Below are 13,206 nucleotides of genomic sequence, written 5' to 3'. Positions count from 1 at the left end.
TTGGGAGCAGTTATAGGGACTAAAAGCAGGTGGGGAGGGGACCTAGGTTATTAATTCAGTTGTTTACGCCCATTATTTGACGATTACGGGTAATATTTTGCTAGCGTTTTTGTATGCTTATTTGTTGCGGCCTAAGTATCAGGATGCAACTGAGTATCAAGGTGTGCTGGCAACAGCCGGTCGGTTATTTCGGCAAGCACGAACTATTTTAATGCAGATGCCGGATAAGTTATATGCCAGTTTATTTGTAATTTTTGTTGGCTTACCGGTAATTAGTAGTTTACCTACCTTGATCAGTCTATTAACTGGTGATCGGCAGTGGTGGCAGGCTTTTTTGTTGGTGATTTTACTAGTTGTAATAAATCTAGGTTTTTTAGTGCTTGGGATGGTGGTTAGTGTTGTCGTTATTAAAAATCGGTTACCTTTGCCTAAAAAAATTCAAGATACAATCAATCAGCAGACAATTTTTGACTTATTGGCGTTCAAAACGCAATTGACAGTTGCAAATTTAACTGAATTGGTTGATGCAGAAGAAATTCCTGAATTAATTCGCCAAGATTCACGGTTATTGAGCCTCTGGCATGGTCTAAACCAACCAGTTCTCCCAGAATTAAGCACTGAGGAATTGCAATTATTAGTACTTAGTCAGGCTAGTGATTACGTGGCTGCGTACGTATTGACGCGTGACTTTGCTGGTTATTGTGAATTAGTCACCATAATTAGCGAGCAGGAGGCCCAAGAAACGGCGTATGCTAATTATTTGCGTAGTAACCAACGGCAACTGTGGTTTGTGTATGCTGTATTAGCGCTTGCAACGGTGATCGCTATTTTTTAATGCGTCAGTGAACCACGCCAAGCGTTTGCTGTTTTCCATTCTTTTTTGGCACAGCAACTGGTTGAAAACAGATCAGTTACTTTGACTGCTGGGACTGACTTGAGATGATATTCAAAAGTAAAAACAAAGCCATGAACCTAATTAATTAGGCCATGGCTTTGTTTTTATTATGCTTGGTTGTCATGTTCTTCAACGAAGGTGGTAATATCACCAGCTTCAGTTTGTTTAGCTTGCCGGACACGTTCTTTAATATTGACTGGTTTTCCTGCACGACGGAGATCAGCAAATTCAGCAGTAGCCGTGAAAAGAATGTCGCTAGCGGCATTAACGGCAGTTTCAACTGAATCTTGAATAACGCCGATAATAAAACCAACACCAACAACTTGCATGGCAATATCGTTGGAAATACCGAATAAGCTACAGGCCAATGGAATTAACAAAAGTGAGCCTCCGGCGATTCCTGAAGCCCCAGTAGCGGAAATCGCTGAGAGTAGACAAAGTAAGAAGGCCATCGGGAAAGAAACGGCGACTCCTAACGTATGGGCGGTGGCCAAAGTCATAATTGAAATTGTCATCGCCGCGCCGCCACTGTTAGCCGAGGCCCCTAATGGAATCGAAATTGCATAAGTTTTTTCATTTAAACCGAGTCGCCGACTGAGATCCATATTGATTGGAATATTAACGGCCGAACTACGGGTGAAAAATGCTGGAATACCACTTTCACGTAATGTAAACAAGGTCAGTGGGTAAGGATTCTGGTGAGTCATAAGCCAAACCATTGCTGGATAAACGATTAAAGCAACAAAGGCCATGGTGCCAACGACCAATAAAATTAATTGGCCATAACGCGCTAACCCACTAAGTCCCGTTTCAGCAACTGACCGGAAAACTAAGCCAACGATCCCTAAGGGTGCTAATTGAATAATAAATTGAACAACGTTAGTGATTGCGCTAGAGAAGTCACTAACTAACTTTTTAGTGGTGCCACCAAATGGTCGTAAGCCGATCCCAATTAAGCTGGCCCAAACCAGTAAGGCTAGATAATTGCCTTCGGTTAACGCCTTAACTGGATTCTCAATTGCGCTGTTGAACAAGTTATTGATCACTGCCGCAATACCTTTAGGCGCTGCAGCAGCACTAGTTGTACCTTTAGGTAGAAGAATATCAACGGGGAAAAGGAAGCTGGCGCCGACTGCAACCAATGCAGCAATAAAGGTAGCCATTAAGTAAAGGACAACAATTGAGCGCATATGGGTTTGTGCGCCTTTTTCGTGTTTTGACATTGACGACATGATCAACATAAAGACTAGTAACGGCGCAATGGCTTTAAGCGAATTGACAAATAAATCACCCAATATTTCCAGCCAACTCCACCCCGGTACTATGACACCGAGAATTGCCCCAATAATAATGCCGATCAAGATCCGCTTGATCAATGAGACTCTAGTAATACGTGCCCACATAATTTCTCAACTCACAATCTTTTTTTATTATTAAAAGTATAAAGGATTATGAGAAAAAAATAAACTGATTTTAATATTAAAATCAGTTTATTGACCTAAATAGTCGGCATAAAGGAAGTTTTAAATTAAAATTCTGATATTATTGCACACTGCAATTAATAATGACGTGCGGCAATCTTTTTAATTAAATGAATGAGTGTAGCACTAATAGGGGAAAGAAACAGAAACTGATCAAGCTACTTATTTTGCTGAAGCGTGGGCTTTAAAATAGCGACGGCTTGTTCGATTGCTAGGTTCAAGCGCTCGTAATCAGCCGCCGGCACATTAATAAGCTGCTGTTGCAATTTAGTTTGAACGGCCTGTTCATGCTGGCTAAATAAGGCGTTACCTTGGTGGGTTAGCGTTACAATAATGATACGGCGATTTTGTGGGTTAATTGTGCGCTGAACTAATTTTTTATTTTCTAAACTAGTGACGGAACGGGTAACTTGGGCTGGCGATGTGCCAATAGCTTTAGCTAGTTCAGACATTGATGATTGTGTTGCATCTTTTATTAAAGCAAGAATCAGCAATTCATTTTTGGAAAGCTTAGTTTTTTGAATCATTTGCGGATCAAAAACCAATTGACTCAACATTGTCATTAATTCAAAAACGGCAGTTAAATTTTTCTTATTGGCCATACGAAGTAACTCCTTTTTTGCGTAGTATGTATTGATAACACTGTGGTGTGTTTGTGTGCTGGATTTGCATAAATGATTGTGTTCAAGTAGCGACAATACGTTGTTAATAGCTTAAATAACATTATTGTATCTGTCAAATTTTATTTATAATTAAAATTTAACGATTGTAAAACGTTTTGCTAGAATTAAAAACAAGTTATTAGCTGAAACACTGCCAAATTGGTGATACACTCACTAAGATCCGCGCTGCTGTTTCAATCGCTGACTTAGCATGATCATGAATGGCAGCCAAGAAGAGCGTGGCAATTGCGTTAAGCTCTGAATAATTGAAAAAATTCGACTTAAATTTAATGTTTAAGTCGAATTTTTTTATCTAAGCCAAAGCTAAGTGTAGAAAAAAAGTTTTTGCTAAGAATTCGACCTTAGAAAAAGTAAATAGATGATTTATACTAGTTGCCGTCAAGTTAGGCTTTAACGGCGTATCCTATCCTAAACAAAACGCTTTTACTAATAAAAATAAATGACTTTATAACAAAATGCTCATGAAGCACCATTAAAGATAAAAAGCATGCTATCCTAAAAATATCCTGTGGGAAAGGACGTTGTTCAATATGAAATGGGAAGACAACATGCTACCGGCTTGCAAAGGCTATTGGCGTCAAAAAATTTTCTAGTGTCACAATGGTAAGACTCGGATAAGCTATAAAGTAAGTTAAAAATTTAAAAGGGGCAAGGCTGTCATATTAAAAAACGGAGTTGCGACGTAAAGTCGTAGCTCCGTTTGGCGTATCTGTTGATATTTAAGAAATATTTTCGTGGCGAATACCATAAGTAAAGTAAATTACTAGCCCGATTGCAAACCAAATCAATGAAGCAACCCAAGTTTCTAACGAAAGTGTCAGCATCAATCCGACACAAGCAACGGCTGAAATAATTGGTAAAATTGGCGACCACGGTACATGGAAGCCATCATTTTTAATTTCAGTGTGCTTACGTAAGGGAATGATACCAACAGAAACGAAGGTAAAGGCAATCAAGGTGCCAATGTTAACCAAGTTAGTCAATTGATCCAGTGGGACTAAACCACCTAAGAATGAAATAATGACAGTAACTAGCAATAAACTGTGTTGGGGGAGATGATTCTTGCCTTGCAAGCGGCCTAAGAATTTTGGCAATAAGCCGTCACGACCAATTGAGTAGATCAAGCGTGAGCTACTGTAAATCATAGTAACCATCATGGTAAACATGCCGGCTAGGGCGCCTAATGAAATAATGCCAGCAGTCCAATTTTGCCCAACCTTTTGCAAGGCAAAAGCTACTGGGTTGGCGACATCTAAGTCACGGTAAGAAACCATCCCAGTTAGAACAACAGCCACTAAAATGTACAATGCAGTAGCAACGATCAAGGTGCCAATGATCCCAATTGGCATGTTGCGCTGTGGATTTTTAACTTCGGCTGCGGATGACGAGACCGCATCAAACCCGAGATAGGCGAAGAATACGGTTGAAGCACCTTGTAAAATGCCGATCTTGCCAAATGGCAAAAATGGATGCCAGTTGGTTGGTTTTACGTAAAATATACCGACGAGTAAAAAGATAATGATAATACTGATTTTAACGATTACCATTAAATTATTAATGCGCACCGATTGCTTCATACCTTTACTCAATAACCAAGTAATTAACCAAACGATAATGATTGCGACAACATTGATATAAGTGCCGTGTGCAGGATCGAATGACCCGCTGATTGCTTTTGGTATGGCTAGACCAAAACCTTGTAGTAAAGAGCTGAAGTAGGCGGAAAAGCCGGTTGACACTGCCGCCACGGCTAACATATATTCCAAAATCAACGCCCAACCAAGAATCCAACCAATAAATTCACCAAAAATCACGTTACCGTAAGAATAAGCAGAGCCGGCAATCGGCATTGCGGACGAAAATTCAGCGTAGCACATGGCCGCTAACGAACAGACAATGGCCGCCACAACGAACGAGAGCATGATCCCAGGGCCCGCTTTTAAGGCGGCGACTGTTCCTGGTAAAATAAAGATCCCCGTTCCGATGACAGCACCGATCCCCAAAGCCATTAAATCAAAGGCGTTCATTGATTTAATAAACTGATTATCCTTAGCTAGGTATTTATCCAGGCTTTGTTTTTGCCACATTTTATCTTTAATCGACAATTCATTTCCCCCTCATAATATCACTACTACCAACTCGGTTCTCAGATGTTCTTCATGATAGCATAGCTAGTAGACAATGAAAAGAAAATGATAACTCACAGGCAAGTCTCATTTTCGCTAGTTACTGGGTAAAATAAAAAAGTGGTCAAAACAAGGCTGCCCTAGGCAACAGTTGCTTTGACCACACGCAAAAATAATTTTATGCGAAGAAGTAGATGCTCCTATCTATAGCTGATACATTTTTTCAAATTTCTAATTGTGAACTGCTAAAATTTTTATACGTTGAGTGGCCTTCAAGCCAATTAACGGCGCTGAGCAATTTTATTTAGTCACTTTCCCAACACTTAACAGTCTATCATCTAGGTATGAATTTTGTGTGAATAAAGCCTAATATAAGCTTAAAGAAAGCGGTCACTCAGTTTCTAAATTAAAGTTAGATTAGCAATTTAGACGTAAAGATGGTTAAATATTTAATAATTAGAGTGCGTAATGGGGGATTTGAAATGCAAATAGAATTTCAGCGGGCACAGCGTAATGACCTGCCCTTTATTGTCCAAGTTTATAATCAAACGGTGGCTAGTCGGATGGTGACAGCCGATTTGGAGCCAGTTACGGTTGAACAGCGTGAACCGTGGTTTAAAGCCCATCAGCAGCGCCGGCGACCACTATGGCTGATCACGGCAGATGGTCAACCAGCTGGCTGGCTTAGTTTATCCGACTATTATGGTCGCGCGGCCTATCACGCAACCGTTGAAGTCAGTCTCTACATTGATGAACAATTCCGCGGTCAGCACATTGGCCAGCAAAGCCTTGAATTTGTTGCCCAGCAGGCACCAGCATTAGGTATTACGACTGTTTTAAGCTTTATTTTTGGTCATAATCAACCGAGTTTGCAGTTATTTGCTAAGCAAGGTTACAGCGAGTGGGGTCGTTTACCCCAAGTGGCAGAATTAGATGGTGAATTACGTGATTTAGTTATCTTAGGTAAGAAAATCGACTGAGAAATGAGGAATTTGTATGCGTTATACAACAGCAGGGGAATCGCACGGTCCTAAGTTAACCGCCGTGATCGAGGGGATACCAGCAGGCTTAACTTTATCAGCTGATAAAATCAACGCCGCCTTAGCTCGGCGCCAACAGGGCTATGGCCGCGGTAATCGGATGAAAATTGAACATGATCAAGTGGAGATTGTTTCCGGTGTTCGCCACCAAATCACCTTGGGGTCGCCAATTACGTTACAAGTAACTAACCGAGACTACGCGCATTGGGATGAAATTATGAGCCCAACCGCCGTGGCTACACCAGAGAACTCAATTCGCCAAGTGACGAAACCACGGCCTGGCCATGCTGATCTAGTTGGTGGTCAAAAGTATCAACAACGTGATCTGCGCAACGTACTGGAACGTTCTAGCGCACGCGAAACGACCATGCGGGTTGCAGTCGGCAGTGTTTGTCAGCAATTATTAGCGGCTATCAACGTAGAAGTACTCGGCTTTGTGCAACAATTAGGCGGTATTCACGCTGATCCAGCTAAATTACCAGAATTAGGTGATTTAGCTACTTTACGTGCGGTAACTGAAGCCAGTGATGTGCGGACCTATGACGAAACTGCTGCTACTAAAATTCAAACTTTGATCGACGCCACTAAAAAGGCTGGCGATACTTTAGGCGGTGTAGTTGAAGTCGTCGCAACTAATTTACCAGCTGGTCTTGGTAGCTACGTCAGTGCCGATACAAAATTGGATGCTAAATTAGCCCAAGCCATCGTTAGCATCAATGCATTTAAGGGTGTTGAATTCGGTGATGGCTTTGGTTTAGCTGAGCACCCTGGTAGTGAAGATATGGACGAAATTTTGTATACACCGGAACGCGGTTTCTACCGTGGTAGTGACCATTTAGGCGGCTTTGAAGGTGGCATGACGAACGGGGAACCGATTATTGTCAAGGGTGTTATGAAGCCAATTCCAACCTTATATAAGCCATTGAACAGTGTTGATATTGCCACAAAAGAAGCGTACAAAGCAAATGTCGAACGCTCTGATACCACGGCAGTACCAGCTGCAGCAGTCGTTGCTGAGGCGATGGTCGCTATTACATTAGCGCAAGCCGTATTGGCAAAATTTGATGCTGACGCTTTGCCACGTTTGCAAGCACAGGTGACAGCATACCGTAAAGAGTTAGCGGCTTATTAAGGGGGGTATTATGGATAAAGCATTAATTGCACACGCGCAGGGGCTGCATGGCACCTTAATCGTACCCGGTGATAAAAGTATTTCTCATCGTAGTATCATGTTTGGCGCTTTAGCTAAGGGCACTACAGTAATCGACCATTTTCTTTTTTCGGATGATTGTAAGCGTACATTAGCGGCCTTTCAAGCGTTGGGTGTACCGATTACGATCAAAGGTGACCAAGTGACGATTACCGGTGTGGGTTTTAACGGATTAAAAGCACCAAAGCAACCCCTTGATCTTGGTAATTCAGGCACATCAACACGGTTATTGTTGGGTGTATTTAGTAAACAGCCATTTCCAATCCAATTTTTTGGTGATGCTTCCTTGAGCAAGCGGCCGATGCAACGCGTAATTGGGCCGTTGAGTCAAATGGGTGCTCAGATTACAGCAACCAATAATGATTTTTTACCATTGACGATTGCTGCTAACCAAAAGTTAGATGCAGTGGAGATGACGGTACCGGTGGCTAGTGCGCAAGTTAAAAGTGCACTGATTTTTGCAGCATTACAAGCAGATGGTGTGTCTAAATTAACTGAAATTGCCCAAACGCGCGACCATACGGAACGGATGCTGCGTCAATTTGGTGGCAAAATCGATAAGGACGGTCTAACCTTAACCATCAAGCCACAAAATCAGTTTGTGGCGCAAAAATTCCGCGTGCCGGGAGATATGTCATCAGCTGCCTTTTTTGCCTTAGCCGCAACCTTAGTACCGAATAGTCAGTTACGACTAGCGCAGGTTGGGTTGAATAATACGCGTACTGGCTTTTTAGATGTATTAAGTCGGATGGGCGCCGATTTTCGCGTTGAAAATGTGGACTCGAAAACCGCCGAAGCTAGTGGTGATGTGATTGTGACCTCAAGCAAATTAAAAGCAACCACAGTCCATGGTGCTGAAATTGCTAACGTGATCGATGAAATTCCGTTGATTGCTTTAGCAGCGACCCAAGCTGAAGGTGTCACCGAAATTAGTGATGCCGCTGAGTTACGGGTTAAAGAAACTGACCGTATTGAAACGGTAGCTACGGAATTACGTAAATTAGGGGCTAATATTGAAACTAAACCAGATGGCATGATCGTTCATGGGCCAACAGCGTTACACACAGTTACCAGCGACCAGGTTGATTCACACGGTGATCACCGGATTGGGTTAATGTTAGCGGTAGCTGCTTTAGTTAGTGATAGTCAATTAACTTTAACTGATGCAAGCGCAATTAATGTCTCTTATCCTAACTTTTTCACTGACTTAGAACAGGTATTAGACTAAAATACTGTTAAGTAAACGTTTTCCTTAACTTATTTTCAAAAAAAGCAGTGATCTTTTGTTGTTATTTGAAAGTTAAGATGATATCATTTTAAATGAATTGTGGGTGCTGGTGTCGCCCTATTTAATCACACCGATAATCACTAAGGAGGGACATATTTAATGTCTAAATCAGTAGTAATCGAAAGTGTTAAAGCACGCGAAGTCTTTGATTCCCGCGGTAACCCAACCGTAGAAGCAGACGTTGTTTTAACTGACGGTACTTTGGGCCGTGCATCCGTTCCATCAGGTGCTTCAACAGGTGAATTAGAAGCAACTGAATTACGTGATGGTGGTAGCCGTCTTTTAGGTAAAGGCGTAAGCAAAGCCGTTAACAACGTTAACACAGAAATCAATGATGCCTTGAAGGGTGTTTCACCATACAACCAAGCTGCAATTGATCAAATCATGATCGACTTGGATGGTACACCTAACAAAGCACGCTTAGGTGCCAACGCTATTTTAGGCGTTTCTATGGCAACTGCACGTGCTGCTGCACTTTCATTGGATACACCTTTGTATCGTTATTTGGGTGGGGTCAATATTGAATTACCTCAAACATTCCATAACGTTATCAATGGTGGTGCGCATGCCGACAACGGTATCGATTTCCAAGAATTCATGATTACACCAATTAAGAAGACAAGCTTCCGTGACGGTATCGAAAAGATTGCCGACACTTACCATACTTTGAAAAAAGTATTGGAAGAAGCTGGCTTCCAAACTGGCTTAGGTGACGAAGGTGGCTTTGCTCCTGATTTGAAGTCAACTGACGAAGCTGTTACGATGCTTTATAAAGCAATCGAACAAGCTGGCTATGTTCCTGGTGAAGATATTGGTATCGCACTTGATGCTGCTTCATCAGAATTCTATGATCAAGAATCTGGTATTTACACATTTGAAGGTCATAAATTCAACGCTGATCAATTACGCGATTACTACGTCAATGACTTATTGAAGAAATTCCCAGCTATCATTTCTATCGAAGATCCATTCTCCGAAAATGATTGGGATAACTTCGCTAAGTTCACTGAAGAAGTTGGCGACCGTGTACAATTAGTTGGTGACGATATCTTCGTTACTAACCCTTCAATCTTCCGTAAAGGGATCAAGAAGGGCGTTGCTAACTCAATCTTAATCAAATTAAACCAAATCGGTACCGTTACAGAATCAATCGAAGCTATTCGTTTGGCTAAGAATAACGGCTACACAACAATGATCTCACATCGTTCCGGCGAAACTGAAGATACATTTGTTGCTGACTTTGCCGTTGCCGTTTCTGGTGGCGAATTGAAGACTGGTGCTATGGCACGTTCAGAACGTGTTGCGAAATATAACCAATTATTACGCATTGAAGAAGAACTTGGCGGCCAAGCACACGTTGCTCATTTTCCACACAACGTTGACTTTGACTAGTCATTAAAATGTTATTTAAAGTAGGATCACAGTTGTGGTTCTGCTTTTTTTTGTAAATATTAAATTATAATTCAATGAGTGTTTTAATTGTGCTATAATGTTACCATGAATTTATCGAGTTACTGACAAATTCTGCAGACTATGTTGTTCGTAAAAAATTTGGACCCTACATCTTGTGGTGCGAACTTTACTACCAACTTGATCACCGTCCGTAGCATCAAATATTGTTGTTAAAAAATTTCCACAATTGTGGAACAGGAGGCAGATTTATGTCACAAGCAACTGAATATATCAAAGAAGTACGTGCTACTTTAGCGCAGCGCGATGGTAACCAAACAGAATTTCTTGAAGCTGTCGATAACTTCTTGGCGACGATCACACCCGTATTTGAAGCACATCCTGAATATATTGAAGCTAACATTTTGGGCCGACTTACAGAGCCGGAACGTGCGATTCAATTCCGTGTGCCTTGGGTCGACGACGCCGGCAAAGTACAAATTAATCGCGGTTTCCGTGTTCAATTTAACTCAGCCATTGGCCCGTATAAGGGTGGCTTACGTTTCCATCCTAGTGTTAATCTTTCTGTTATCAAATTCTTAGGTTTTGAACAAATTCTTAAGAATAGCCTGACTGGTTTACCAATTGGTGGCGGCAAAGGTGGTAGTGATTTCGATCCTAAAGGTAAAACTGATGGTGAAGTTATGCGCTTTGCCCAAAGCTTTATGACCGAATTACAACGACATATTGGACCTGATATTGATGTCCCTGCTGGTGATATTGGTGTTGGTGGCCGTGAAATTGGTTACTTATTTGGTCAATACAAGCGGTTAAATGGTTTTAGCGGCGGTATTTTGACTGGTAAAGGGCTCAGCTACGGTGGTAGTCTTGCACGGTCAGAAGCGACTGGCTTTGGCTTACTTTATTACGTTGATGCAATGCTCAAAGCACACCGTGATGACTTAAGCGGTAAGAAAGTTAAGTTATCTGGTGCCGGTAATGTTGCCATTTATGCCATTCAAAAAGCAACTGAACTTGGTGCCAAAGTGGTTACTGTTTCTGATTCTGATGGCTACATTTATGATGAACAAGGTATCGACTATAAGATCGTTAAGCAGATCAAGGAAGTTGAACGTGGCCGAATCAGCGAATATGCTAAGCGTGTTTCAACAGCACAATATTCAACTGGCTCCGTTTGGGAAGCACCGGTTGATTGTGATCTTGCTTTGCCAAGTGCAACACAAAATGAAATTGACGCCGATGGTGCAAAATTATTAGTTGCTGGTGGGGCTAAACTTGTTGCTGAAGGGGCCAATATGCCAAGTACGCCAGAAGCAATCAAAGTTTATCGTCAAGCTGGCTTACTTTATGGCCCAGCTAAAGCTGCCAATGCTGGTGGTGTCGCTGTTTCTGCCTTAGAAATGAGTCAAAATAGTCAACGCCTTTCTTGGTCATTTGCAGATGTTGATCAACGCTTGCAAAAGATTATGCAAGATATTTTTGAAGAATCAGCTGATGCAGCTAAGCAATTTAATTTAGGCGACGATTATGTGGCAGGTGCTAATATTGCCGGCTTCTTGAAAGTAGCCGATGCAATGTATGCACAAGGTATCGTCTAGTATGACGTTACCGAACCAAGTTTTGATCAGCCAAGATCTATCTTGTGTTGGTCAAGTTTCATTAGGTGTGGCGTTACCGATCGTAGCCGCGTTAGATTTACAGCCAGCGGTTTTGCCAACGGCTTTGCTATCCACGCATACTGGCGGTTTTGGTGCGAATACGTATCTTGATTTAAGTCAGCAAATGCAGCAGATCATTGCGCACTGGCAAACACTAGAGTTGAAGTTTAATGCTATCTATCTCGGTTATTTAGGCAAGGCCGCGCTACCAGTGTTGGCAGAACATTTATCTAACTTGGCGACGGCTAATGCACAGATTTTGTTGGACCCAGTTATGGGCGATCATGGCCGACTTTATAGCGGCTTTGATCAAGCTTATGTAGCAGCGATGCGACAATTGGCCCGGCAGGCAGACGTGTTAACGCCCAATGTCACTGAGGCACGATTTTTACTGGAACAACCGCAAAGTCAGCAAGGTTTAACGATAGCGGCAGCTACTGATCTAGCTAGCCAACTAAGCCAACAGTTAGCGGTACCGAACGTTATTTTAACCGGAGTACCGTTGATCAATGGGCAAATTGCTGTGGTTGGTTGTTCACAACAAAAAACATGGTCCTGGCAAACAACCCGCCTACCAGGACATTATTTTGGCACTGGTGATATTTTTGCAAGCGTATGTTTTGGTCTGTGGTTACATGGGTTAAGCTTGGAAGATGCCAGCCAACAAGCAATGCTTTTTGTTCAGCAGGCCATTGAGCGAACTGCCGCTGCGGCAACGGACATTCGTCTTGGCGTTGATTATGCTGCTGGTTTTCAGCAACTGTTAGCTAAGTTGTAAAAGAATTATTAATATATTTTGGGCTGCGGTGTGTTTTACCGTGGCCTTTTATTTTGGGGAGCGATTGTAGATGCGACAAGAAAGAAATACATTACGGGCAGTTATTTTTACTGGTTTATTTGCAGCAATTATTTTTATCGGAATTTCATTATTACGGATTCCGATCCCAGCCATGGTAGGGCGGCCCTTTATTCATTTCGGTAATCCATTAATGGTATTAGCTATTTTATTTTTAGGTGGGCGCAATGGTGCATTTGCTGGTATTATTGGACTAGGCGGTTTTGATCTGCTTAACGGATACGCGGCAACCTCATGGTTAACCGCGCTGGAAGTTATTGTGATGGCAGTGGTGATCAGCACTGGTTTTAAACTTTTTCGGCATGATGATCGGGTCAGTCATATCGTCATTTTAGCAATCGTGGCTGGCGTGACTAAGATTATCACTTCATATGCGGTGTCAATTGTTGAAGCGTTAATGGTAGGAACCACTTTTAAGGTGGCCTTGATCAACTCATTTTTAAGCTTACCAGCAACCGTGATCAACTCGATTTCGACCGCTATTATTGTACCGATTCTCTATTTTGCCTTGCGGGGCAGCTTACACGCCATTCAACGACGCGCATAATTTAATTGAAAA

Annotated in this window: 11 protein-coding genes; 8 read left to right on the top strand and 3 right to left on the bottom strand. The window is 42.0% G+C overall.

All coding sequences use genetic code 11. The features are described from left to right. The first annotated feature begins 97 nt into the window (after nucleotides 1-97). Entirely contained in the window at nucleotides 98-835 is a 738-nt protein-coding gene (locus tag EKM80_RS05625; RefSeq protein WP_125552133.1) for a hypothetical protein, read from the top strand. A gap of 167 nt (nucleotides 836-1,002) precedes the next feature. Here the strand turns inward: EKM80_RS05625 and sstT are convergent, their stop codons facing one another. From sstT to EKM80_RS05610, 3 genes are all read right to left on the bottom strand, one after another. Beyond that, entirely contained in the window at nucleotides 1,003-2,298 is a 1,296-nt protein-coding gene (gene sstT, locus EKM80_RS05620) for a serine/threonine transporter SstT (protein ID WP_125552132.1), read from the bottom strand. A gap of 236 nt (nucleotides 2,299-2,534) precedes the next feature. Then, nucleotides 2,535-2,978: a MarR family winged helix-turn-helix transcriptional regulator gene (locus EKM80_RS05615; protein ID WP_125552131.1), complete on the bottom strand. Its 444-nt coding sequence runs from the start codon at nucleotides 2,976-2,978 to the stop codon at nucleotides 2,535-2,537. A gap of 800 nt (nucleotides 2,979-3,778) precedes the next feature. Continuing rightward, nucleotides 3,779-5,164 (bottom strand): APC family permease, encoded by a 1,386-nt coding sequence (locus EKM80_RS05610; protein ID WP_125552130.1) that lies wholly within the window; start codon nucleotides 5,162-5,164, stop codon nucleotides 3,779-3,781. 503 nt (nucleotides 5,165-5,667) lie between these two features. Here EKM80_RS05610 and EKM80_RS05605 point away from each other — a divergent pair. From EKM80_RS05605 to EKM80_RS05575, 7 genes are all read left to right on the top strand, one after another. Continuing rightward, complete coding sequence (locus EKM80_RS05605; protein WP_125552129.1) at nucleotides 5,668-6,165, top strand: GNAT family N-acetyltransferase; 498 nt, start codon at nucleotides 5,668-5,670, stop codon at nucleotides 6,163-6,165. Between the two features lie 16 nt (nucleotides 6,166-6,181). Beyond that, nucleotides 6,182-7,357, top strand: a complete 1,176-nt coding sequence (gene aroC, locus EKM80_RS05600) for a chorismate synthase (RefSeq protein ID WP_125552128.1) — start codon at nucleotides 6,182-6,184, stop codon at nucleotides 7,355-7,357. 10 nt (nucleotides 7,358-7,367) lie between these two features. After that, nucleotides 7,368-8,663, top strand: coding sequence for a 3-phosphoshikimate 1-carboxyvinyltransferase (aroA, locus tag EKM80_RS05595; RefSeq protein ID WP_125552127.1), 1,296 nt, complete (start codon nucleotides 7,368-7,370; stop codon nucleotides 8,661-8,663). Nucleotides 8,664-8,822: 159 nt separating this feature from the next. Further along, nucleotides 8,823-10,115: a phosphopyruvate hydratase gene (eno, locus tag EKM80_RS05590; protein ID WP_125552126.1), complete on the top strand. Its 1,293-nt coding sequence runs from the start codon at nucleotides 8,823-8,825 to the stop codon at nucleotides 10,113-10,115. Between the two features lie 269 nt (nucleotides 10,116-10,384). After that, complete coding sequence (gene gdhA, locus EKM80_RS05585) at nucleotides 10,385-11,731, top strand: NADP-specific glutamate dehydrogenase (protein WP_125552125.1); 1,347 nt, start codon at nucleotides 10,385-10,387, stop codon at nucleotides 11,729-11,731. A 1-nt stretch (nucleotide 11,732) separates the two neighbouring features. After that, nucleotides 11,733-12,569 (top strand): pyridoxamine kinase, encoded by an 837-nt coding sequence (locus tag EKM80_RS05580; RefSeq protein ID WP_125552161.1) that lies wholly within the window; start codon nucleotides 11,733-11,735, stop codon nucleotides 12,567-12,569. Nucleotides 12,570-12,639: 70 nt separating this feature from the next. After that, on the top strand, nucleotides 12,640-13,194 hold the full coding sequence (locus tag EKM80_RS05575) for an ECF transporter S component (protein WP_125552124.1): 555 nt from the start codon (nucleotides 12,640-12,642) through the stop codon (nucleotides 13,192-13,194). The last annotated feature ends 12 nt before the right edge of the window (nucleotides 13,195-13,206 follow it).

It is taken from the genome of Loigolactobacillus jiayinensis (assembly GCF_003946445.1).
Lineage (GTDB): Bacteria > Bacillota > Bacilli > Lactobacillales > Lactobacillaceae > Loigolactobacillus > Loigolactobacillus jiayinensis.
Note: the sequence above shows the minus strand (reverse complement) of the source record. Positions and strands in the feature narration are given on the sequence as shown.

Coding starts and splice junctions, on each gene's coding strand:
- sstT (WP_125552132.1), bottom strand. CDS start 2,298: ATGTGGGCACGTATTACTAGAGTCTCATTGATCAAGCGGATCTTGATC.
- EKM80_RS05615 (WP_125552131.1), bottom strand. CDS start 2,978: ATGGCCAATAAGAAAAATTTAACTGCCGTTTTTGAATTAATGACAATG.
- EKM80_RS05605 (WP_125552129.1), top strand. CDS start 5,668: ATGCAAATAGAATTTCAGCGGGCACAGCGTAATGACCTGCCCTTTATT.
- aroC (WP_125552128.1), top strand. CDS start 6,182: ATGCGTTATACAACAGCAGGGGAATCGCACGGTCCTAAGTTAACCGCC.
- aroA (WP_125552127.1), top strand. CDS start 7,368: ATGGATAAAGCATTAATTGCACACGCGCAGGGGCTGCATGGCACCTTA.
- eno (WP_125552126.1), top strand. CDS start 8,823: ATGTCTAAATCAGTAGTAATCGAAAGTGTTAAAGCACGCGAAGTCTTT.
- gdhA (WP_125552125.1), top strand. CDS start 10,385: ATGTCACAAGCAACTGAATATATCAAAGAAGTACGTGCTACTTTAGCG.
- EKM80_RS05580 (WP_125552161.1), top strand. CDS start 11,733: ATGACGTTACCGAACCAAGTTTTGATCAGCCAAGATCTATCTTGTGTT.
- EKM80_RS05575 (WP_125552124.1), top strand. CDS start 12,640: ATGCGACAAGAAAGAAATACATTACGGGCAGTTATTTTTACTGGTTTA.